General features: G+C 43.0%; 21 protein-coding genes and 5 pseudogenes. 15 read left to right on the top strand and 11 right to left on the bottom strand.

Annotated features, from left to right (window positions below; all coding sequences use genetic code 11):
* Window positions 1-211 precede the first annotated feature (211 nt).
* The 3 genes from IYQ92_RS03025 to IYQ92_RS03015 all read right to left on the bottom strand — a co-directional run bounded on the left by IYQ92_RS03025 (window position 212) and on the right by IYQ92_RS03015 (window position 2,078).
* Window positions 212-703 carry a GNAT family N-acetyltransferase gene (locus tag IYQ92_RS03025; protein WP_195675382.1) on the bottom strand — a complete coding sequence of 164 codons (492 nt, stop codon included), beginning with the start codon at window positions 701-703 and terminating at the stop codon, window positions 212-214.
* A 4-nt stretch (window positions 704-707) separates the two neighbouring features.
* Entirely contained in the window at window positions 708-1,349 is a 642-nt protein-coding gene (locus IYQ92_RS03020) for a deoxynucleoside kinase (RefSeq protein ID WP_195675274.1), read from the bottom strand.
* A gap of 105 nt (window positions 1,350-1,454) precedes the next feature.
* Window positions 1,455-2,078 carry a cysteine hydrolase gene (locus IYQ92_RS03015; RefSeq protein ID WP_195675273.1) on the bottom strand — a complete coding sequence of 208 codons (624 nt, stop codon included), beginning with the start codon at window positions 2,076-2,078 and terminating at the stop codon, window positions 1,455-1,457.
* Window positions 2,079-2,359: 281 nt separating this feature from the next.
* On the opposite strand from IYQ92_RS03015, the gene IYQ92_RS03010 reads away from it, so the two are divergent.
* The 4 genes and pseudogenes from IYQ92_RS03010 (at window position 2,360) to IYQ92_RS10195 (ending at window position 5,007) form a co-directional block, all read left to right on the top strand.
* On the top strand, window positions 2,360-2,920 hold the full coding sequence (locus IYQ92_RS03010; protein ID WP_195675272.1) for a TetR/AcrR family transcriptional regulator: 561 nt from the start codon (window positions 2,360-2,362) through the stop codon (window positions 2,918-2,920).
* A 173-nt stretch (window positions 2,921-3,093) separates the two neighbouring features.
* Window positions 3,094-3,864 carry an XRE family transcriptional regulator gene (locus tag IYQ92_RS03005; protein ID WP_324253050.1) on the top strand — a complete coding sequence of 257 codons (771 nt, stop codon included), beginning with the start codon at window positions 3,094-3,096 and terminating at the stop codon, window positions 3,862-3,864.
* A gap of 75 nt (window positions 3,865-3,939) precedes the next feature.
* Window positions 3,940-4,571 (top strand): annotated as a pseudogene (locus IYQ92_RS03000) (ABC transporter ATP-binding protein).
* Window positions 4,561-5,007 (top strand): hypothetical protein, encoded by a 447-nt coding sequence (locus tag IYQ92_RS10195; protein WP_229311278.1) that lies wholly within the window; start codon window positions 4,561-4,563, stop codon window positions 5,005-5,007. The pseudogene IYQ92_RS03000 and the gene IYQ92_RS10195 overlap by 11 nt, the downstream one beginning before the upstream one ends.
* Before the next feature lie 290 nt (window positions 5,008-5,297).
* Here the strand turns inward: IYQ92_RS10195 and IYQ92_RS02990 are convergent, their stop codons facing one another.
* From IYQ92_RS02990 to hslO, 3 genes are read right to left on the bottom strand one after another with little or no spacing between them, the layout of a single operon-like run.
* Window positions 5,298-5,489, bottom strand: coding sequence for a hypothetical protein (locus IYQ92_RS02990; RefSeq protein ID WP_195675271.1), 192 nt, complete (start codon window positions 5,487-5,489; stop codon window positions 5,298-5,300).
* Window positions 5,490-5,512: 23 nt separating this feature from the next.
* A complete protein-coding gene (gene dusB / locus IYQ92_RS02985) occupies window positions 5,513-6,490 on the bottom strand; it encodes a tRNA dihydrouridine synthase DusB (protein ID WP_195675270.1) in 978 nt (325 codons plus the stop codon).
* Window positions 6,474-7,349 carry an Hsp33 family molecular chaperone HslO gene (gene hslO / locus IYQ92_RS02980; protein WP_195675269.1) on the bottom strand — a complete coding sequence of 292 codons (876 nt, stop codon included), beginning with the start codon at window positions 7,347-7,349 and terminating at the stop codon, window positions 6,474-6,476. Before hslO ends, dusB begins: the two co-directional genes overlap by 17 nt.
* A gap of 136 nt (window positions 7,350-7,485) precedes the next feature.
* On the opposite strand from hslO, the gene IYQ92_RS02975 reads away from it, so the two are divergent.
* A complete protein-coding gene (locus IYQ92_RS02975) occupies window positions 7,486-7,674 on the top strand; it encodes a hypothetical protein (RefSeq protein ID WP_195675268.1) in 189 nt (62 codons plus the stop codon).
* Window positions 7,675-8,079: 405 nt separating this feature from the next.
* Here IYQ92_RS02975 and IYQ92_RS02970 read toward each other — a convergent pair whose 3' ends face one another.
* From IYQ92_RS02970 to gshAB, 3 genes and pseudogenes are all read right to left on the bottom strand, one after another.
* On the bottom strand, window positions 8,080-9,345 hold the full coding sequence (locus IYQ92_RS02970; protein WP_195675267.1) for a toxic anion resistance protein: 1,266 nt from the start codon (window positions 9,343-9,345) through the stop codon (window positions 8,080-8,082).
* Window positions 9,346-9,354: 9 nt separating this feature from the next.
* A complete protein-coding gene (locus IYQ92_RS02965) occupies window positions 9,355-10,167 on the bottom strand; it encodes a hypothetical protein (protein WP_195675266.1) in 813 nt (270 codons plus the stop codon).
* A 125-nt stretch (window positions 10,168-10,292) separates the two neighbouring features.
* Window positions 10,293-12,558 (bottom strand): annotated as a pseudogene (gene gshAB, locus IYQ92_RS02960) (bifunctional glutamate--cysteine ligase GshA/glutathione synthetase GshB).
* A gap of 345 nt (window positions 12,559-12,903) precedes the next feature.
* Between gshAB and IYQ92_RS02955 the strand changes: the two are divergent.
* From IYQ92_RS02955 to IYQ92_RS02945, 3 genes are all read left to right on the top strand, one after another.
* The gene (locus tag IYQ92_RS02955; RefSeq protein ID WP_195675265.1) at window positions 12,904-14,196 is read left to right on the top strand and encodes an adenylosuccinate synthase; all 1,293 of its coding nucleotides are present in this window, start codon (window positions 12,904-12,906) and stop codon (window positions 14,194-14,196) included.
* 61 nt (window positions 14,197-14,257) lie between these two features.
* Window positions 14,258-15,025 (top strand): epoxyqueuosine reductase QueH, encoded by a 768-nt coding sequence (locus IYQ92_RS02950; RefSeq protein ID WP_195675264.1) that lies wholly within the window; start codon window positions 14,258-14,260, stop codon window positions 15,023-15,025.
* A 14-nt stretch (window positions 15,026-15,039) separates the two neighbouring features.
* Window positions 15,040-15,984 (top strand): AEC family transporter, encoded by a 945-nt coding sequence (locus tag IYQ92_RS02945; protein WP_195675263.1) that lies wholly within the window; start codon window positions 15,040-15,042, stop codon window positions 15,982-15,984.
* A 321-nt stretch (window positions 15,985-16,305) separates the two neighbouring features.
* Here the strand turns inward: IYQ92_RS02945 and IYQ92_RS02940 are convergent, their stop codons facing one another.
* A complete protein-coding gene (locus tag IYQ92_RS02940; protein WP_195675262.1) occupies window positions 16,306-17,190 on the bottom strand; it encodes a LysR family transcriptional regulator in 885 nt (294 codons plus the stop codon).
* Window positions 17,191-17,444: 254 nt separating this feature from the next.
* On the opposite strand from IYQ92_RS02940, the gene IYQ92_RS02935 reads away from it, so the two are divergent.
* From IYQ92_RS02935 to IYQ92_RS02905, 7 genes and pseudogenes are all read left to right on the top strand, one after another.
* The gene (locus tag IYQ92_RS02935) at window positions 17,445-17,666 is read left to right on the top strand and encodes a hypothetical protein (RefSeq protein ID WP_195675261.1); all 222 of its coding nucleotides are present in this window, start codon (window positions 17,445-17,447) and stop codon (window positions 17,664-17,666) included.
* A gap of 19 nt (window positions 17,667-17,685) precedes the next feature.
* Entirely contained in the window at window positions 17,686-18,126 is a 441-nt protein-coding gene (locus tag IYQ92_RS02930; RefSeq protein WP_195675260.1) for a cupin domain-containing protein, read from the top strand.
* Window positions 18,127-18,206: 80 nt separating this feature from the next.
* Complete coding sequence (locus IYQ92_RS02925) at window positions 18,207-18,527, top strand: carboxymuconolactone decarboxylase family protein (protein WP_195675259.1); 321 nt, start codon at window positions 18,207-18,209, stop codon at window positions 18,525-18,527.
* 174 nt (window positions 18,528-18,701) lie between these two features.
* Window positions 18,702-19,769 carry an L-ascorbate 6-phosphate lactonase gene (gene ulaG, locus IYQ92_RS02920; protein ID WP_195675258.1) on the top strand — a complete coding sequence of 356 codons (1,068 nt, stop codon included), beginning with the start codon at window positions 18,702-18,704 and terminating at the stop codon, window positions 19,767-19,769.
* A 412-nt stretch (window positions 19,770-20,181) separates the two neighbouring features.
* Window positions 20,182-20,361: pseudogene (locus IYQ92_RS02915) on the top strand (hypothetical protein); the annotation flags it as partial.
* Between the two features lies 1 nt (window position 20,362).
* Window positions 20,363-20,600 (top strand): annotated as a pseudogene (locus IYQ92_RS02910) (transketolase-like TK C-terminal-containing protein); the annotation flags it as partial.
* A 163-nt stretch (window positions 20,601-20,763) separates the two neighbouring features.
* Window positions 20,764-21,384 (top strand): annotated as a pseudogene (locus IYQ92_RS02905) (hypothetical protein).
* Between the two features lie 43 nt (window positions 21,385-21,427).
* Here the strand turns inward: IYQ92_RS02905 and IYQ92_RS02900 are convergent.
* Window positions 21,428-22,804, bottom strand: coding sequence for an MATE family efflux transporter (locus tag IYQ92_RS02900; RefSeq protein WP_195675256.1), 1,377 nt, complete (start codon window positions 22,802-22,804; stop codon window positions 21,428-21,430).
* Between the last annotated feature and the right edge of the window lie 2 nt (window positions 22,805-22,806).

Here is a 22,806-nt window from a genome sequence, read left to right as displayed (position 1 = left end):
TACTTAGGTGTCAGTGTTTTAGCGTCTACAGATACGGATGAGAGTGGCATCTAAGTACTGATTTATCAGTGCTTAGATGCCACTCAACCACTGCGACTGATCATTATTATAGATTACATACTAAGAGGTTGGGTACTTTTGTCCCAACCTCGAAAGTTTTAGGATGGTTATAGTATATAAATCAACACTTAAATAACCCTAAAAATCTTCCCTAATCCTTCAACCGTTTCTGCAACCAAACGATATCGTGCCATTTATCGAATTTATAGCCCATTTTTGGGAAATGGGCGACTTGGCTGAAGCCTCGTTTTTGGTGGAAGGCGATGCTGGTATCATTTGGTAGGCTGATGCAGGCTAGCAGGTTGACCATGCCTCTTTGCGCCAGCTCATTCTCCAAAGCGTCATAGAGAAGACTACCGACACCCTTGCCACACACGTCACTGTCTAGGTAGATGGACAGTTCGCAGGTCCAGTCGTAGGCGGCGCGTGCGTAGTAGGTGGAAGCATAGGCATAGCCTAGTAGTTTGCCATTTTCCTCAGCGACCAAGTAAGGGAAGTTTTTTGTGGTTTTAGTGATGCGCTGGGCAAATTCATCTGCGGATGGCGCCTCAATCTCAAAAGTAATGGTAGTGTCAGTGACGTATGGCGCGTAAATGTCTGCGATGACCTGAGCATCCGTGATTTCAACAGGTCTAATGGTAATCATCTTATAGCAAGTCCAATTTTTTTAATTCAGAATCGATCATGTCAAAGACTGCTTGCAGGTCGTCGGTATTTTTGACGAAATCTAGCTTATCGCCGTCAATGCGGATTTTTGGCGAGATGTCGTAGTTGTCATACCACTTTGGGTATTCACCATGGACTTGTTGGTAGTATTTGTAGAGGTCAGGGTTTGAATCAATTTGTTCAAAGCTGCGCCCGCGTTTACCGATGCGCTCTAGCATTTTTTCAAAGGAAACGTCGATGTAAATCAAAAGGTCAGGCCGTTTTTTAGGCATGCCTTCCAATTCTTCCAGCATATTTGCCAAAAGCTCTTTGTAAATATCTAATTCCGTCTTTGTAACGTTGCCGTTTTTATAGTTAAGGGTTAGGAACAATTCATCTTCAAAGATAGAGCGGTCGAGGATGTTATTATCAGCCTTGTAGGTTTCTTTGATGGATTGGAAACGTTTGTTTAGGAAGAAGATTTGCAAGAGAAAAGCGTACTTTTTAGGGTCTTCATAATAAAGGTCTAAAACAGGGTTGTTATCCACAGATTCGTAAAAAACGTCTGTTCCAAGGTGCTCGCCAAGAGCAGCAGCGAGGGAGCTTTTACCAGCTCCAATGGTTCCAGCTAATACTATCAACATAATTCTCCTATCTAAGTTGCCTTACTATTTTATAAAAAATGCTCCGCTTTTTCAAGGAAAATGAAAACTGCCAGTCTCAAGGGAGACTGACAGCTTTTACTTATCTTAAAGTTGAGCGATAACTTCCTCAGTTGTCAAAACTTGGTTGGCAATGTAGCCGTAGTTTGTCAGGGCAGCTTGGTAGGCTTCTTCACCTGGAGCACCGACAGCATCGTTAACAACAATGACATTGTAGCCCAATTCTATGAGTTCACGCATGTGTGAATCCACGCAGAGATTAGCATTCATACCAGCCAAGATGACGGTGTCGATACCATTTTTGCGGAGTTGAAGGTTAAGGTCGTTGCTTTCTGGGCCAAAGATTTTATGTCCGTTGACAACAATAGTATCTTCATCCAAAAATGGTTTAATCTCTTCAATCATATCTGCTCCAGAGCCTTCTGGAATTGCTGAATACTGGCTATCACGCCAAAACATTTCGTTTTCAATCATCATCGTTTCACCAGCAGCTTTAAATTGCCACTTGTGATCGTGTGGATAGAAGTAGTGCGGTGAGATAAAACGCTTGTAGCCATGCTCTTTAGCAAGAGCGAAAAGCTTTGTCAGATTTTCAATAGTATTAACTTTTTCAAGAACGTCTTTAGTTGCTCCGAATCCTTTACCAGTAGGTTTTAGGAATTCAACTTGTGGGTCTGTGATAACAAATGCGACATTTTTCTGATTGAACATGAGGTTCCCCCTAATATGATTTGATTAACAGCTAATAGGAATTTAGACTGTTAGTTTTTAGTAACAATTTTGCCTATCGAAATAGGATGATTTTCCAAATGGTAGTTTTAGTTATATACTGACCGTTCGGTACAATTATAATAACATCTAGAATTGAATTTGTAAATCAATTTGCTCAGAACAAAAATTTTAATGATAAAACAGTGGCAAAAGGAGGTGGTTTCAATGGTTTGGTCTCAGGCTCTGAATCTGCTATAATAGGAAAAAAGAGAGGTGAGCAGATGAGCGTTAAAGAGCGTATTTTACAAAGTGCTGAGGAATTGATTTATCAGAAGGGTTATGTGGCCACCTCCATCAGTGACATCATGGAGGCAGCTGATGTTGGCAAGGGGCAGCTTTATTATTATTTTAAATCTAAGAAGGAAATTGGTTTGACGGTCATTCAAGATATTTTAGCAAATTGGCGAAAAGAGCTTTTTGAAGATATTTTTGAAGCAGACAAGTCTGACAGTGACAAGTTTTCGGATATGATTGACTGGGTTTGTCAATTTCATGAAAGTCAGACGGTCTTTTATGGTTGCCCAATTGGTAATCTGATTGTGGAATTGTCCACAGAAGATGAGGACTTCCGCTGTCCTCTCAATGATTTTATGACCCAGTGGACAGAGAAGTTAGCCAGCCTCTTGCAAGACCTGCATGCTGACTGGTCAGAAGAGCGGGCGCAGTTGCAGGCCCGTCAAGTCATCTCCAGTATTCAAGGCAGCATTGTCATTCTCAAAGTCAGCCAAGACATCCAAGTTTTGGAAAATAATATGACCGATTTGAAAAAGAATTATTGTTAATTTTTAGCCGAAGAATTAAAAGTATGTTAATTTATGGATTGTGGTTAAGAGGTAAGAATGACAACAGATATTAAAACTGAAATTGGTCATAGAGTAAGACAGGAACGTGAACGTCACAAATTGACGAGAGAAGAGGTCTGTGGACAGAAGCTGACTTAATAATCAAACAGCTGATGCGTATTGAGCTTGGGCAATCCTTGCCAACAATTACTAAGTTACAATATTTATCTAAGCGATTAGAAGTTCCGATAGATACTTTTCTTGAAAATAAAGAACTAGCTCTTCCTGAGGAATACTTTAAGATAAAGTATCGTATCATGAAGTCTCCAGTATATGGAGATTCCAAGCGTATTACGGAAAAACTAACTTTAATTGAGGAAGTCTATAATTATTACGGTGACATCCTTCCTGAGGAAGAGTTGCTGAGTCTAGACTTGATAAGAACAGGGACAGGTAGTTTCGCTGAAGATATTTTTGATGATTATTTTAAGCAAGTAACACTAAAGCAAGTTTACACATTCAATGATTTACTATTAATTGATTATTTTGTTATGCAATGTCAAGACTTGATTTATAGAAGAGAGCAATTAGATGATTTTCGGATTAAGTTGTTGAAACAGCAATTAGTTAGTGATGAAATGTATAATGTGGAGTTACTATCAGTTCTTTGTGCTATAGCGGGTGTTTATGTTGTTCATAATGACTATAAACATATGACATCTCTGGTAAAAAAGATGAATGAAATTTTATCAGTAACAATGTTGCAAGTCTATAAACCTAGAATTTTAGTATTTGAAGCTAAGTACTATCTTTATTTTGAAAATGATAAAAATAAAGCAAAGGAACTTTATCACTCAGCAACTATACTAGCTGAACAATTTGATGATAAAGTATTTATTAAAAATTTGAAGTTAGAGATAGAGAAAGATCTGGGAGAAGGGTAATGCAAGGACATTGATGTCCTTTTAATATTATTTCGTTTTTTGCTATAATACCTAAAAACTGATGTTAGGTTAATGATGGATCAAATTATAGTTTCTCAGTTTTCTAAGTCATTCAAGGATACAGTCGCCTTAGACAGGGTTTCTTTTAAGGTGAAAGAGGGAGAAATCTTTGGCTTTCTAGGGCTATCTGGTGCGGGAAAGACAACGATAATCAACATTTTAACCAATCAACTAAAAGCAGATAGTCGTAAGGTAGCAGAGAAAATATCAACTGGACAACGTCAACGTTTACTGTTGATCCGAGCTATTCTTCATCATCTTAAATTGGTCTTTTTAGATGAACCGACCTCAGGCATGGATCCAGCTTTGGCACAAAAAGTACATCAACTCTTATTGGAATTGAAGGCTAAAGGCACAGCAATTTTTCTAACAACCCATAATATGCAGGAAGCTAGTAAGTTATGCGATACTATTCCCTGCTTAATCATGGTGAAATTCTGGAATGTGGTAGCCCAGAAGAGATTATAAGTAAGTACCATGAGGATGATACAATTTATCTACGTTATCAAGACGGTCAAGAAAAAGTGATTGCGAAAGCTGATTTAGATAATTATTGGAGTCCAGAGGTGGTAAGTATGCGAACAGTTGAGCCAGATTTGGAAACTATTTTTATTCAATTAACGGGAGAGAAGTGGCATGACCAATAAACTTAAAAGTCTCTTATGGCTGAGATGGCAGTTTTTGCTTAGTAATAAGCTGTTTTTGATTCTAGTTGTTTCACCTCCCCTTTATATTTTACTGATGTCATCAATGGGGGATTCTACAACAACATCAGCCTTTATTGGAACTGGTATGAGTGTTATTTACAGTATTTCTGCTGGTTCGTTTATTTCGATGATGATTTCAGAAGAAAAGGAAAAGAAGAACCTGAAAACTTTGATTTTATCGGGTGTTAAACAAAGTGAATATTTCTTTTCGGTTCTAATTTTTCCCGTTTGCTTGTCTTTCCTGTTCAGTATTTTAGTTCCTTTGATTCTTCATATCGACCATATGGCATGGAAAAACTTTTTGATAGTTGTCTTTTTGACAATCATTGTCTTTGTGCTTCTCAATCTCTTAATCGCTTTTTTGGCAAAGAATTAGATGCAAACAAGTCTTTTGAGCTTAAGTTTGTACCTCCTAGCAAATTTTTTTGCCTATCTTCGCTTCAGAAAATAAAGTTGTTAAGAAAATCTTAGACTGGTCATTTATTGGAGCTAATTCAAAATATTTTGCTGAGTTAGCAGATTATCAATTAACGGACCAGACCTTATATGCACTGATAGGATGGATAATTTTTGCTAACATCGCTGTTTATTTTGCTTATAAGCATAATGGAAAAATTGTTTGATGGATTGTAAAAGGACTGAGTATAAAAGCTCAGTCCTTTTTTCTTATTTCTCATCTTCTTTCAACCAAAGATGATACATCTCAACTAAATCCACAGCCATTTGTTGGGCTAGGGCGATGGAGAAAGCCTCGGAACCTTCTAATTCAGTCACAGGAACTTCTTCTTTGGCTTGGTTGTAAACTTCTTTCAAGCTTTCAGGTGATAGGGTGCGTTTAAAAGCGTCAAAACTTTTCATGATTATTCTCCTTTAAAAGTTTCTTAACGTAATTGTGCAAAGAGCTCTTGCACTTCAGCAACTGTCTCTGCACGTGAAACAGCTCCGCGGATTTTGGCTGCGCCAGATGTCCCACGGAGGTAATGCGGTGCTAAGCCACGGAACTCACGAACGGCAATGGTCTCACCCTTGAGGTCAGTTAAACGTGTCAAATGGTCCTCGGCAATATCCAGCATTTTCTCAAATGGCAGGTCAGGAAGCATCTTACCAGTTTCAAAGAAATGATTGATTTGGGTGAAGATATAAGGATTGCTTCGAGCTCCACGTCCGACCATGACAGCGTCAGCACCGACTTTTTCAATCATAAACTTAGCATCTTGAACGGTACGGATGTCTCCGTTGGCGATGAAGGGCACCTTGGTGATAGCTTTTGCGACTGTTGCAAGGGTTTCATGGTCACAGGTTCCTGTGTACATTTGTTGGCGCGTGCGACCGTGCATGGCAAGGGCTGCCACTCCAGCTGACTCCGCAGCCAGAGCATTTTCGACTGCCAAGGAAGCGTCAGCCCATCCTGTCCGCATCTTGACGGTCAAGGGAATGTCCAATACAGATTTGACGGTTTTAACCACTGAATAGATTTTTTCAGGGTCCTTGAGCCACATGGCGCCAGCTTCATTTTTGACAACCTTGTTTACAGGGCAACCCATGTTGATGTCCACAAGGTCAGCCTTAGTATTTTCTTGGATAAATTCGGCTGCGCGAGCTAGACTGTCTCCGTCGCTCCCAAATAATTGAATAGACACGGGATGTTCACCATCGTCGATGTGCAACATGTGCAGGGTCTTTTCATTATTGTATTGGATACCTTTGTCGGAAATCATTTCCATAACAACAAGTCCAGCTCCAAACTCCTTAGCAATGGTGCGGAAGGCGGAATTGGTGATACCAGCCATCGGTGCAAGGACAGTGCGGTGAGGAATTTCCACATCACCAATCATAAAAGAACTATTTAGCTTGGTCATGAATCATTTCCTCAAGGTCATCTTCGGTAAAGCTGTAAGTTTTTGAGCAGAATTGGCAGGTGATTTCAGCACCGTGGTCTTCCTCTTTCATGGCTTTCAATTCGTCAGTTCCGAGTGTGATGAGGGCTGCCTCAAAGCGTTCTTTAGAGCAGTCGCAGGCAAAGCGGAGCTCGTCTTCTGATAAACGTTTGAAGTCTTCGTCGCCGTAGATTGCCTTCAATAGTGCGTCAATATGGTCATCGGACTCAAGCAACGTAGAAATGGCTGGCATTTCTTGGATGCGTTTTTCGTAGCGAGCGATTTCCTCGTCAGAGGCACCTGGAAGAACTTGCAACATGAAGCCTCCAGCTACCTTGACTTGGTCGTTTTCATCGAGAAGGACGTTAAGACCAACAGCAGAAGGTGTTTGTTCACTTTCAGTTAGGTAGAAAGCCAAGTCCTCACCGATTTCGCCAGTCACCAAAGGGGTCGTTGACGTGTAGGGATTGCCAGTGCCGTAGTCAGTGATGACGACAAATTGCCCGTGACCCATGAATGGTCCGACTAAGACCTCGCCAGTCGAAGTTTTCTTAATGTCCACGCCAGCATTTTGGATGTAGCCTTTGACATTACCTTGCGTGTCAGCGACTGAGATGATGTGGCCAAATGAGCTGTCGCCAATAACCTTGACCGTTACCTTGCTGTCGCCCTTCTGATTGGCAGCGAGAATCTGATTGGCAATGAGTGTGCGTCCTAATGCAACGGTAGAACTTGACAATGTGTGATGTTTTTCTTGAGCAATGCGAACGGTTTCGGTACTATCTAAAACGTAAGCACGAAAAGCTCCTGATTTCGAAATTGATTTAATAAGTTTATCCATAACTCATATTATAACACGAAACAAGGGCTTTGTGCATAAGTGTGAAATAGGAAAATCCCCTGAAAACGATTTGCCCACCTGTGGTATAATGAAAATGACAAGAGACCATAGCTTAGGAAAAAGGAGACAACCACTCATGACAAAATTCTGGCAACTTGGACGCCTACTCGTCTATCTAGCAGTCGTTATCAATTACTTTCATCCTTTTGTGACCAATAAAGTCGGCTATCTACTTTTGGTTATTTTGGCTGTCATTTGTGCGGTTTATGATGTCATAGATAGTTGGCGGTCTATGCGTGAAAGAGCGGAGGATAACAAGGAATAAAGCAGAGCTTTGATATTGTCGTAAAATCCTTACGACTGGTGATGAAGTAAGTTTGATATGGGAAAAGTTGGAGACTATCAGAGTCTCTTTTTATTTAAATCAGTAATGTATTTTGTCGAAGAAGTTTCCATTTCTAAATAATCCCCATCGTCTGCTGACAAGGGACATAAACGGGTTTTGGTTGTTGAGAATAGCCATTGTTTTTAAACAAAGCTAATTTTACTTCTCGGTAAGTCCCATTGTTTTCGAACAATGGGTATGTTTGGACTTGCAAAATGCTATTGATCAGAGGCGATAGCATTTTTCCTCTTTGAGAATATGCATTGTTTCAGAACAATGCCATCCTAGCGACCAAGAAAGCCCCACTGTTTTCAAACAATGGGGGCTATTTACTTATTGATTGACTTAGTTTTGAGCATTTCCTTCTTGGACTTCTTCTTGAACCTCGCGTCCTTCGTTTAGGAGGGCTTGGACGATTTTTTCGTCACGGAGTTTGACGGAATCGTTGATGGTTTGGGCAGATTTGACCACGGCTGCTTCTAGTTGGGCACGTTGTTGGCGTCCTTTATCAATGGCTGCGATGATACCTTCGTTTTGGGCTACTAGGCTTTCAGCAAGTGCAGTGACCGATTCGATAGCAACAGTAGGGGTCTGCGCTGTTTTTTCCAGCATCGGGATAGCTTCCTTACTGGTCTCTGCCAACATTTGCAGCGCAGCATTATTAGCATTGACGATAGCATCCGCGGTCACGCCAGATTTGACTGACTGCTGCATCATGCCAAGCTGTGCGATAGACAGTTTCATAGTCGGAATGGTGTTGCGACGGAGCATACCCAGTTTTTGACGCATGTCAGACGACACCTTAACCAAGTTGCGCATCTGAGGCGTTGTCGCCCAGGCCACATAGAGACGGCTGACGTACTCCGTGTGCTGTTGCTCCAAGGTATTGATAACCTCAGTCATACGAGCCAGGTCGTTGCTCTTGACTTGGTATTCGGGCGTTTGAGAATCAAGCTGCGCTAGTTCGGACTGCAAGCTGGCTGCGCGATTAGCGGCTTCCTTCTGGCTAGCTTCCACAAAAGAAATCACCCCAACCAGATTTTCGATGGACTTGGTATTGTCTTCAATCAACATCTCAGCTGAAACAATGTTACGGGCAAGAACATCTTCTTGTTTGACAACAGTTGCTGCCATGCCATCCATCTTTTGTTCGATAGTCTGTGAGTCAAAATAGAATTCTTGCAAAGAATTTTTGCTTTGCTTGAAGAGTTTTTGCAGGAAGTTAGGTTTCTTTTCCAATTCAGCAGGAGTTGCGTCCTTGTACTTAGCGATAAATCCGTTGAGTTCGCGGTTAGCGTTGAGTAGGAGTTCATCAACCTGTGGAATTTGGATTTTCTTCTGCTCAGCAAGGATATGGTTAACAGTCGTATTGACTCCTTCAACCGCAGCCTGACCGAAGTCTAGGAGAGCATTTTGGTCAGAAACGAAATTATCTACCAATGCTGGCGCTTTTGCGGTAATTCCAGCCTGTTGTTCAGGGGTCAACTTGTCAAAGAAGGCCATCTGCCCTGTATTAGTCTCCGAAGTCGCGATGATTTCCGTAGTCTTGTCAGTTTTGGTGATGGCATTGTTAGCAATTTGGTCAATGTCAAAATTAAATGTGTCTGTCATGAGAGTCTCCTATCCTTTATCTTTCATCATGCGCAAGCTAATATCAAAATCTGTCATGTCACTTTCGTTGAGCTGGCGAAGGGTTTCGTCCAGTTCCAGATCAAATTTTTCCATGGCAACCTTGGCTTCCGCCATCCGCTCGTCCGCCTTGTAAAAATCTTTTGGGGATTCCTTGATTTTGAGGTAGCCGTCCAAAATATCCTGGAAGCGAGCCATACTGGCTTGGTGGAGGGCAGTCAGCTCTGCCTTGTTGTCCGCTTTTTCAATCTTAGCCAAGATTTCAGCATGGTCCCGTTGAATGTTGGTGTAGGTTTGTCTTAATTCTGGGACACGCTTTAGGATGTCCATCTCTTGGTCAGATGAGGGCGTCACCTCAGGTGCGATGTCAAGCCTTTCAAGCTGAGCCTTGATGTCCTGAATGACAGCGTCAGCCTTATGGGTCACCCGCTTATAAATCTTGAAGTCCATCTTATCCTTGAGGTCAGTGGCTTCGCTCTTGATGTTTTGGACTTGGGGCAATAGCTGGCGCGCAAGCACAGTGTACTGGGTGTACTCATGTTCATCCAGATAATTGTCCAGCAACTTAACCTGACGGTCCGCCTGATGGATGTCGTCCTTCAAGTCCTGCAAACGCTGAGCTGTATTGACCTTCTCCAGACGCGTCTGACGAGTTGTTAGACGATAGACCCCATAACCAACCCCAGCGATAACCAAAATCGGGAGAATATATTCTATCAAAAGACCGATAGCTGCCAGAATGAAAATCCCAGCAATAATACTACCGGCAAGATTATTATTACGTCGTGTGCGATACCTTGCCATAGAATTTCTTTTTCCTGTCTAAATTTGTTTGCTACTATTTTATCGCAAGAGGTGGTTAAATGACAAGAAAATACTATAATTCTAGTAAAAAATACCTCCCAAGATGGACTTGGAAGGTAGGAATATTATAGTTCTGGGAAGAGTTTGGCTAGGATTTTAGGAGTGATGGCCTGACCGGAACCTTCTTGGCAGTAAGTGTGCATATACATGGATGGATTGAAATTTAGCTCAATGCAGGTACAATTTGGCTGAGCCTTGGTAGAAGATTGGCTAGCATCTGGGATAATGAGGTCAACGCCGCAAGCCCAAGCTCCCATAGCGACAGCCATTTGAGCTGCTAAGTCCTTATAACCTGGCCCCATGCTGTCGGTCACGTCGATAGAATCACCACCAGTTGAGATATTTGAATTACGACGAAGGTCGACTTTGACACCATCGGCTAGGATATCGTCTGGTCCGTAGCCCTGCTGGTTAAGCATGAGGAGTTCAATGTCTCCTAAGTCAATGATTTCAAGTGGTGAGCGGTGGTCACGACCACGCAGAGGATTTTGATTTTTCAAGTCCACCAGTTGACGTATGCTGTGTTTGCCATCGCCGACTACATTGGCTGCCACACGGAGTAAAACAGCTTCACACTTACCATCAAGAACGAAGAAACGGTACTCAGTTCCTGCGATGAATTCTTCGACCAAGAGAGCTGAGTCCTCTGAAAAGGCAATGTCGAGGGCTTTTTCGTAGCTGGCTAGGTCAGCAGGTTCTTTAAAGATAGAAATTCCAAGACCGAAATTGGTTGACTTGGGCTTGACCACGATAGCCTTGTCTTTTATTTGAGAATAGTAGCGTAGTGCTTCTGTCTTATCGGTAAATTCAGCTCCTGATGGCACTGGAAATCCTGCCTGGTTTAAGATTTTTTTGGTCACAACCTTATTTGCCATGGCGAGTGGGATGACGTAGTTGTCTTTTGAGGTCATGTTACCGTTTTTGACGTATTCGACATGGTCACCATGCCAGAGTTTGAGAAATTGGTCCGCTTCGTCTAAGATTTCAAGATTAACACCTTTTTGAATAGCATCAAACATGAGCATCTGCGTTGAGAGTTCCATCGGTTCGTAGCCCTTGAGAGCGTAGTGGGCTGTCCAAGCATGGTCATGATAATGACGACCTTGCTTCTGACCAAATGCCTCTAATGACAAATCATCTATATCTTCCAACAAACGCCCTGCGATAGTCAGATGAGGATTATTGACCGCTTCCTCAATCTGATGTAAGCAATCTTGATAGGTTTGGGGGAGCTGGAAGTGCTGGATGACAGCATGCATAGCCCCAAGGATATCATCGACTGGTGCTTGGCTGGGCAATTTTTCCAAAGGGTGAGACAGAGCAATCAAATCATTAAGCTGATTAGCTTCTTCTAGGTCTTGGTCAATGGCTGCGCTAGCATCTAACCAAAGAAGGGCAAGCAAGAAGAGGTGGACGCTATCAACGGTCTCCTGGCTGATGCCGATAGGCGAGTAGGGGTTGATATCAAAAGTCCGAAATTCCAAATAAGTGATGCCTTTCTCTAGATAATCACGACAAACCTTGCTTCCACGAAGACGTACAGGAGAGTAAAATTCTTTCTCGGCAATGAGGTCGCCTGAAGCGACAAAGCCTTCCAGTTCATGGACATATTGCTCGAGGGAAACGTAGGAGATTTTGATGTTATCGTGATTGACATAGCCTAGGTGGCTATTGCGAAGAGAGCGGACGGGGTGTTCCAAGTCTTTTTTGAGAAAGCCTTTTTCGGCAATCGGGCTAGCGCCATAAAGATAGGTCAGCAACCAGCGGTAACGAATGAAATTCTTAGCTAATTTGAGGTAAAGAGCATTACGGAAACTTGTCTGGTCATCATAATCACTGAGGTCAAAGAGTGCTTGTGTCAGGTCTTTACCCAGTTCCATCTTTACCCAGTTCCATATTGTAGTGAATACCAGAAATGGACTGCACTAGTTTGCCGTATGTCTTAGCCAAATAATCACGGTAATGACGTTCAAAATCGTCGTCGAGTTGGGCAATTTCAATGTCTGATTCGCTTATCTTAGGTGGCATAGATAGTGGCCACAGGTATTCATCCTTAGCGATAGTACGTCCAGCTACATCTGTGACAGCTATCAAACGACGAATGGCTTCTTTGGATGATTGGCTGACGGGCGTGATAAGTTCAATCTGGGTTTCGCTATAGTCCGTTTGGATGTAGGGATGGTAGTTTCGAGAACCAAAGGCTTTAGGGTGACAGGTATTTGCAACATGGTTGTCAGCAGTTATTCTAAGGCTTTCGCGTTCTAGGCCAAAGGTGGCCTGAAGAATGGGCAAATGAGCCGGGCTTTTTTGCAATAGTCTATCTATAGTCAAGGGGAATTCCTCCAAAAGAATGTGATATGACTAGTTTAACAGAATTTTTTGAAAATTCATCATATTCACTATGAAAAAGTAAAATTGCTGAACGTTGCTAAGTTATTGAGGGAGAAAAAATAGGTCTTGTTCGTATTTATTTTTTTTAAATATATTAAATAAAATAGAAAGTTCGACTTTTAAGTGAAAAATGTCTTTTCAAAGTTATAACGTCAATAAATATTGAATTTTCTCCCTGCTTTCGGTATAATAAGGTGTAATGTAAAACTTGCAGGTGAAATTCCTGCCGTAGTTTATCAGGGAAAGGTGAGGGTATCCTAAAAGGCTCTGCCCGTATCGAAACATATGACTTCAGTAGTAGTTGTAGGTACCCAATGGGGTGATGAAGGTAAAGGTAAAATCACTGACTTCTTGTCAGCAGATGCCGAAGTAATTGCACGTTATCAAGGTGGTGACAATGCTGGTCACACGATTGTTATTGATGGTAAAAAATTCAAATTGCACTTGATTCCATCAGGTATTTTCTTCCCAGAGAAAATCTCTGTTATTGGTAATGGTGTGGTGGTTAACCCTAAATCTTTGGTTAAAGAATTGGCTTACCTTCACGAAGAAGGAATTACGACAGATAACCTTCGTATTTCTGACCGTGCCCATGTTATCTTGCCTTATCATATCGAACTTGACCGTTTGCAAGAAGAAGCTAAAGGTGACAATAAAATCGGTACAACCATTAAAGGAATTGGTCCAGCTTATATGGATAAGGCTGCGCGTGTTGGTATCCGTATCGCTGACCTCCTCGACAAAGAGATTTTTGCCGAACGCTTGAAAGCAAACTTGGCAGAGAAAAACCGTCTTTTCGAGAAAATGTATGACTGTCAGCCACTACAATTTGATGATATTTTCGAAGAATACTACGAATACGGTCAACAAATCAAAAACTACGTTACGGACACATCAGTTATCCTCAACGATGCTCTAGATAGCGGTAAACGTGTGCTTTTCGAAGGGGCACAAGGGGTCATGCTTGATATCGACCAGGGTACTTATCCATTCGTAACATCATCTAACCCAGTTGCTGGTGGTGTAACCATCGGTTCTGGTGTCGGTCCATCTAAAATCAACAAGGTTGTTGGGGTATGTAAAGCCTATACAAGCCGTGTTGGTGATGGTCCATTCCCAACAGAACTTTTTGACGAAGTGGGCGAACGCATCCGTGAAGTTGGTCACGAATACGGAACAACGACTGGACGTCCACGCCGTGTGGGTTGGTTTGACTCTGTTGTTATGCGCCACAGTCGCCGCGTATCAGGAATCACAAACTTGTCACTCAACTCAATTGATGTTTTGTCAGGACTTGATACGGTTAAAATCTGTGTGGCTTATGACCTTGACGGTGAACGCATCGACCACTACCCAGCAAGTTTGGAACAACTCAAACGTTGTAAACCAATCTATGAAGAATTGCCAGGTTGGTCAGAAGACATCACTGGTTGCCGTAGCCTAGAAGAATTGCCAGAAGCTGCCCGCAACTATGTTCGCCGTGTTGGTGAACTGGTCGGTGTCCGCATTTCAACCTTCTCAGTCGGACCAGACCGCGACCAAACAAACATTCTTGAATCAGTTTGGGCTAATATTTAATGATGAAATGAAGGAGTTGAGGCTGGTGTTCAACTCCTTTTCTACTGGAGAAAGTAATATTATGATTGATGTAGAAGACCTGATTAGCAGGATGAATCCTAATCAGAAAATCAACTATGACCGTCTCATGCAGCGGATGGTTAAGGACTGGCAGCAGGAAGACAAGCGACCGCGTATCTTGATGCACGTTTGCTGTGCCCCTTGCTCAACCTACACCTTGGAGTATCTTAGTCAGTATGCCGACGTAACGGTTTATTTTGCTAATTCTAATATTCATCCTAAGGCTGAATATCAGCGCCGTGCTTATGTGACGCAGAAGTTTGTCAATGATTTTAATAAAAAAACGGGCAATCAGGTGCAATATCTAGAGGCTGACTATGTGCCAAATGAATTTTTCAGGACGGTTCATGGTTTAGAAAAGGAGCCAGAGGGTGGCGACCGTTGCAAGGTTTGCTATGACTATCGTCTGGACAAGACCGCTCAGATGGCTGTGGATTTTGGGTTTGATTATTTCGGTAGTGCACTTACTATCAGTCCCCATAAAAATTCCCAAACTATCAATCAAGTTGGCATTGAGGTGCAAAAGTTGTACGCTACCCAGTATCTTCCTAGTGATTTCAAGAAAAATCAAGGCTATCAGCGTTCGGTTGAAATGTGCAAGGAATATGATGTCTACCGTCAGTGCTACTGTGGCTGTGTCTTTGCCGCTCAAATGCAAAAAGTTGATTTGGTTTCTATCAAGAAAGAAGCGCAAGCTTATTTGGAAGGAAAGGATTTGGTACGTGATTATCCCAACATTTCCTTTAAGTATAACGGCAAGCCCATTTAGAATAAGAGGAAGAAATGGCTGTATTTTTACATAGTATTTCAGGTGTGCTGGTTATTTTGGTTATGGTGGCTATCGGTTTCTGGCTTAACGAGCGTGGTTGGTTTGGCGACCAGGCGTCGTCTTTGATGACCAAGTTAGTCACCCAGCTGGCTCTGCCCGCTTACATGATTTCCACCATCATGGGACGATTCACGGCTAAGGAATTATTAGAAATGCTGCCGCAACTGCGTTTTCCAGTCTTGTCCATGGTGATTTTGCTGGGAATTGCTACTGCCATAGCGCAGCTTTTTGCCGTGGATAAGAGTCACCGTGGTCTTTTTATATCAATGTTTTTCAATTCCAACACGGTTTTCGTCGGTTTGCCCATCAACCAAGCGCTTTTTGGAGACAAGAGCATTCCTTATGTGCTGGTTTATTACATGTGCAACACCACTTTCTTTTGGACAATCGGGACTTATTTGATTCAAAAGGATGGTCAAAAGACGGCTAGTATCGATTGGCGCTCTAGCTTGAGAAAAATATTCTCTCCACCCTTGTTGGGCTTCATCTTGGGTGTGATTTTGGTTTTGCTCAAGGTCAAGTTGCCCGATTTTCTCATGAGTGACCTTCAGTACATCGGTAATTTGACCATTCCCTTGTCCATGCTTTTCATCGGACTGACGGTGTCAAGGGCAGGACTTAGTCAGCTAGCTCTCAAAAAAGACCATCTTTTGATTTTATTAGGACGCTTTGTCATCGCTCCGCTATTGATGACGCTAATCCTCTGGCAGACTAACCTGCCCCATCTCATGAAAGAGGTCTTCATCATTCAATCAGCCATGCCAGTCATGACCAATGCGCCCATTATTGCTAGGATGTACGATGCGGATACTGATTATGCCGCTGTCATGGTGACGGAGACCACGCTTATGACCATGCTGGTTGTTCCTATTTTGACAATTTTAGTCAATGCTATATAAAGATAAAGAAGCTGAATGTGATGATTCAGCTTCTTTACTTATACTCATTTTGAAAATAGATTTTTGATATTTTCTTAGCTTCTTAGTTTCTTAGCTCAGACCTCAAGTAGTCCACTAGACTATTTGAGTAAGTAGTGCGGATGCAAGGAGCTTCCTTCAGACGAATGAGAAAAGCTACGCTTTTCCTATTTCCCACCTCTAACAGTCCCTCAGACTGTTAGAGCAATCCTAATTTTCGAGCCTCTTATGGCGAAAATATCGGATTTGGCTCACTTCGTTCGCTCTTAGCTATGATAAGTACTTTTAATTTTAACTTATGTATTATCTATTTTCTTCCGATAGGTATTTCCTGACGAGTTCCAGAAAGACTTGGGCGGATTGGCTGAGGGGGACGTATTTGCGCCAAATGAGGTAGACGCTAGAGGTGATGGTGGGGGAGAGGGGCTTGAAGACGAGGTTGTTATCCTCAGAGGAGAAGGTCAGTTTTTTCAGGGTGAAGGCGTAGCCTCCGCTGGCGTTGATGAGGAGGGCGGCGTTGGTGATGAGGTTGAAGGTGGCGATGATGTTGATTGGCACCCCGTTTGTCCATTCCCTGAGAAGAGGGGCATCGGCCAGCTCGCGCGAAGCAATCATGGGCAACCCCTCAAGGTCGCTTGGATCGATAGCCTTCTTATCAGCCAAGGGGCTGTCCTTGTGCATGAGAATTCCCCAAGTATCCGTGGTCGGTAGCTTGATGGCCTTGTATTTGTCCATGTCGGTCGAGTTGATGACGATGCCAAAATCGGCTAAGCCCGCTTCCAAGTTCCTAGTCACATCCGCATAGTTGCCAGAGTTGACATGGTATTTAATCCCCGGGTAATGCGTCCAGGAGTCTTGGAAGATAGGACCGATAAAGGACATGACGGTTGATTCTGCTGCGCCGATAAAGACATCTCCGTTGATATTGTCATTGAAGGTTTTAAGGACGTGCTCGGTATGGTCAGCCATATTGACGATATTGAGTGCTTGCTTGCGCAGATAACGCCCTTCCTCAGTCAGACGAATCCGTCTTTTGTCGCGGATGAGGAGCTGGTGACCAAGTTCTTCTTCTAGTTTGGTTAGTTGTCTAGAGAGATTGGGTTGGGTGGTCAAGAGAGCATCAGCTGCCTTGGTGATATTTTCCAATTCACATACTTTGAGAAAATAGCGGAGCACACGAATGTCCATAGAAGACTTCCTTTCATAACAAGTAAGCATGATTTGTCATAAATTATAAGTATTTGATATTGACTTGTCAAGAGTGTAGAATAAAATCAAGTCAGGAAGGTTTGTTGCAGTATTGCAGGAAGCTCTCGCATTCAGCGACGATGTAAACTGGAAAAAGGAGAGCCCTTCGCATTCAGCGATAGGTCCACCCACATTTTGGTAGGAGTTTTCCTTCAGCTTTGGGGCACTAGGGAGAAAGGAAGGAGGCTAGCTTGATGACCAACTTGAAACGATTATTTGAGGAGGCGGGGCTGGATGAGCTTGCTTGTCAGTCCTGTCTGTCAGATTACCAAAATCATCAGTCAGCTCTGCTATGGCGTAAGCTCAGAAAGGAAAGAGGGACGCGCTTGAGAAAATTGCAGAGCAAGCAGGAGCAACTCTACCGCTTGGATACGATTTTGGTGCAACTGGAAGAGGATGGCACCATTAAGGGCTAGCTGCAAAGGAGGAAGAATCATGAAATACACAAGCAAAGAAGTCTTTGACAAGGCTAACGTTTTTGGACTTGGGGCAAGCAATGACGCTTACGCCCAATACTTTATCGGACAGTCTTACCTAAATGGGCTGGGCGTGACGGAAGACGGCAGTCTCGCCGTACACAACGTGACCTTTGAGCCGGGTTGTCGCAACAACTGGCATATCCACACCGCTAATAAGGGCGGCGGACAGGTCTTGATTTGCACTGCTGGCGAAGGCTGGTATCAGGAGGAAGGCAAGGAAGCTGTTGAGCTCAAAGAAGGCTCTGTCATCATGATTCCCGCTAACGTCAAGCACTGGCACGGCGCCAAGGCAGACTCATGGTTCAGCCACATCGCCTTCGCAGTCCCAGGTGAGAACACCGCCAACGTCTGGCTCGAAGCCGTTGACGACGAGGCTTATAACGCCTTAAAGGGCTAATAGGCTAGCGCTAGCAGCTGACAAATCCAAGCTGCGCAGGACAAATTAGCAAGATAACCGCACAAGATAGGAGATCTAAAATGACCATAAAACAAACCGCAGGACGCGACCAACTTGGCGACTTCGCCCCAGATTTCGCCCATTTCAATGACGACATTCTCTTTGGAGAAAACTGGAATAATCAAGACTTGGACTTGAAGACACGCTGTCTTCTGACGGTGACAACCTTGATTGCATCAGGCATCACAGACAACTCACTCATCTATCATTTGCAAAATGCTAAGAACAACGGCGTAACCAAGGCTGAAATTTCAGCAACCATCACCCACATCGCCTTCTACGCCGGCTGGCCAAAAGCCTGGGCAGCCTTCAACTTAGCTAAGAACGTTTGGGATGACTAACAAGACAAAGCTCGCGCGTGATGCGTGGGCTTTTTTGGTGTCCCCAAAAAATCGGCACAATTCCAGCACAGTTTTGCACACTTGATTGTGTAGGTCTTGGTCTTTTTGTTTGCGTTTTCAAAGATTGTACTAAAGATGTAAATAAAAGAAAACAAGTCACAGGAGGAAAAAACGATGGCTAACGTTAAAGACATTACTCGTGAATCATGGATTCTCTCAACTTTCCCAGAATGGGGAACTTGGCTCAACGACGAACTTGAAGAAGAAGTCGTGCCAGAAGGCAACTGTGGTGTTTGGATTAAAACACCTGGCGGTGCCAATGTTGTCATGGACCTCTGGTCAAATCGTGGTAAATCAACCAAAAAAGTTAAGGACATGGTGCGTGGTCACCAAATGGCTAATATGGCTGGTGTCCGTAAATTGCAACCAAACCTTCGCGTGCAACCCATGGTTATTGACCCATTTGCTATCAACGAACTTGATTATTATTTAGTATCACATTTCCACAGCGACCATATTGACATCAATACCGCAGTAGCTATTGTCAATAACCCAAAACTTGACCATGTCAAATTTGTCGGTCCTTATGAATGTGATGAAATTTGGGAAAAATGGGGTGTCCCAGAAGACCGTATCATCGTCATTAAACCAGAGGAATCTTTTGAATTTAAAGATATCAAAGTCACTGCCGTTGAATCATTTGACCGCACTTGTCTAGTTACCCTCCCAGTTGAAGGCGCTGACGCTCAAGACGGTGATCTCAAAGGCTTAGCGGTTACTGATGAAGAAATGGCTCGCAAGGCTGTTAACTATGTCTTTGAAACACCTGGTGGAACCATTTATCACGGTGCAGACTCTCACTTCTCAAACTACTTTGCAAAACATGGTAAAGATTTCAATATCGATGTGGCTATCAACAACTATGGTGATAACCCTGTGGGTATCCAAGATAAGATGACTTCAATCGACCTTCTTCGTATGGCAGAAAATCTCCGTGCCAAAGTTATCATCCCAGTTCACTATGATATCTGGTCTAACTTCATGGCCTCAACTGATGAAATTCTTCAATTGTGGAAAATGCGTAAAGAACGCCTCCAATACCAATTTCATCCATTCATTTGGGAAGTTGGTGGCAAATACACTTACCCACAAGGTAAAGACCGCATCGAATATCACCACCCACGCGGATTCGATGACTGCTTCGAACACGATTCAAACATCCAATTCAAATCCCTCTTGTAATCCAGCCCTCATTACTTGCTCTCCTTAATTTTACAATGGTATCCGCATGTCACAGGCGATGTGCGGATATTTTTAAGAAGGACTAATCCGTAATATCAATTCTGTCAGGCTCTTTCTCTCCAAATGTTCATGAACAATGGAGTGAATCAAAGAGAATTGGTTCAATGTTTATGAACAACGGAGCGATTCTGTCAGAACCGGTCTAATGTTTATCGACAACAGGATGCAATCTTTGTCAGGACAGACCCGAGAGTCTATTGGATTAAACCCAGAAACCTTCTACTAGCTATTTACACAACTTTATTAACACTATCATCATCTTCATTCCAGAAATTCTCCCTCTTTTTTGTACGTTTTCACTTTTAAGAATTTCTTTGATGATGACCCACTAATTTTTTAGAAAGGAAATCCTATGTCAACTTTATCTGTTAATGCCATTTGCTTTTTAGATGTTGATGCCATTGAAAAATCTAAATCTGGTCACCCTGGTGTGGTCATGGGCGCAGCACCAATGGCTTATAGCCTTTATACAAAACACCTACGCGTTAATCCTGCTGTTCCAAACTGGATTAACCGCGACCGCCTTATTCTTTTCAATAGACCTCTTTGATGTACAATCAGACGACTACAAAGAAGCCATCTTGCCAAAAGCAGTGCGCCGTCGTGTAGCTATCGAAATGGCGGCAACACAGCCTTGGTACAAGTATGTTGGTCTTGACGGTAAGGTCATCGGTATTGATAAATTTGGTGCCTCTGCACCAGCGGCTGAAGTTATCGAAAAAATATGGCTTCACCGTTGAAAATGTAGTCAATACTGTTAAGAGCCTATAACGCCTTCAGCTGTCGCCCTTAGTCTCCATGCGAGCCTATGATAACATGGTATATTTCAAAACCGCTAGTCTTCCTTGGCTAGCGGTTTTTTCAGACGATGGCGTCGCTATTACATGCTCACCATGATATAATAGAATTACGAATCCCAGAGAAAGGAGTTCTTATGCGAAAATTCTTACAAGAACTGGTGACAGAAGTTGCCTACTATCTTGAAATTGCTCTATCAATCATTTTGGCTATTGCCCTAATTTTCTTTACCCTCTCCCTCGGTCAGCAGCTGTTTAGCACTGTCATAGGAAATAGTAGTGATGTCAACAGTCTTTTTCAGACCTTCACTAGTAATGCCATGACCATCGCCGTTGGTATTGTGGTCATCAAGATGTTCTCAAAACCGTCACCCAATACGGTTATCGAGGTGCTCTTGTTTGCCATCGCCCGTCAGTTGGTGGTTAATCATCCCAGTGAAGTTGAGTTTCTTATCGGAATTGTCTCAGTTGCCGTTCTATTTGCCGTTCGAAAATACCTCTTCACGCCTTTTGACACTTCCAATCACATCATCATGCGGGCCAGCCAAAAAGTAAAAATGGCTAATATCATCGCCAGAGTTCATATTCCCGCTAAGCCTGATGAGACGCTTCGTGATTTTATGGTCCGTCAGTTAACCGAATAAGACAAAACCATTGCTGTGGGAGCAGTAGTTTATCTCAAAAACACAGCTCTGCGCATTGACAACATGCACGGCGACCTCATCACGCGTGTGGAGATTATTCGTAGTTTAGTTTGAAGATTAAAAAAGCGTCTGAGTTTCAAGTCTCAGACCTTTTCTTTTAGTCAAGATATTTTGTATGCGTCATGCGTTTAAAGCTGTGCCAGATAAGGAGCATGGTGATTGCCCAAGACAGAAAATCAGCAATCGGAGCAGCATACATGATATTACCAACTCCCATGGTGAGGACGATAATGATTGAAAAGGGAACGAGAAGCAACAACTGCTTGATAATGGCTAGAAATGCACCCGTCCGTGCCTTACCGATAGATGAGAAGAAGGTCGTTGAATTGATTTGCATCCCATTGAGAAATAGCAGAGCCATGAAGCCACGTAGGTACTTAACACCGTAAGAGAGGTAGAGACCATTTGCAGAACCAAAAATTTGAATAATCTGCGGTGCAAACAACTGGAAAAGTCCCCAAGCAAGGAGGGAGACAATGGTCGCAAACTTAATGACTTCAATGTAGGCTTCCTTAACACGAGCAATGTTTTTAGCGCCGAAGTTGAAGCCTAAAATGGGCTGTGCCCCTTGCGTCAATCCTAGGATGACCGAGGTAAAAATCATATTCAGCTTAGCAGTGATACCGGCGATAGCGATAGGAATATCAGCACCGTAAGCTGACTTTGGTCCGTAGTTGTTAAGCAAATTGTTAGTGACCAGTTGGACAATCGTTGCAGATATTTGGTTGAACATAGCTGTCAGCCCAAGCGCAGCCATTCCCAGAAGAATAGTCCATTTAATCTTGAAATCTTCCTTATCTAGAGGAACTTGTTTGAAGCGGCGCAGGTAGTTAAGAACCATAATCCCAGAAACAACTTGTCCAATGACAGTCGCCCAGGCAGCGCCAGCCATGCCCCAGCCAAAACCAAAGATAAAAATAGGGTCTAAAATGGTGTTGACAATAGCTCCGCTGAGAACAGCCGTCATAGAGTAGCGCGGGCTACCGTCAGAGCGGATGAGGGGATTGCCTCCAGATGACAACATGAGGAAAGGCAGGCCATAAGCGGTGATGGAGGCATAAGTGACGGCATAATCAAGAGTCTTGGCAGTCGCTCCAAAAGCCAGCATCAAAGGTTTCACAAAAATCAGTGTGATAGCCATGAGGACAAGCCCAGTCAAGACGAGGCTAGTATAGTTATTACCAACAATCTTCTTAGCCAGCTCCTTGTTGCCACGTCCCATCTCGAGATTGAAGTTTGAAGCAGCACCGACACCGATGAGAAGGGCTAGCGCTAGACTGATTGTGGTGATTGGAAAAGCAATGTTAGTAGCGGCATTTCCAAGATAACCAACCCCGTTCCCGATGAAAATCTGGTCAACGATATTGTAGAGTGCGTTGACCACATTAGCGATGATAGCTGGGATAGCAAACTGGCGAATGAGTTTAGGAATAGGCTGTGTTGCTAAGGGCTGCTTGTTATCGTTTTTAGACATGA

It is taken from the genome of Streptococcus sp. HF-1907 (genome assembly GCF_015594605.1).
Lineage (GTDB): Bacteria > Bacillota > Bacilli > Lactobacillales > Streptococcaceae > Streptococcus.
This window is presented reverse-complemented; position numbering and strand designations above follow the sequence as displayed.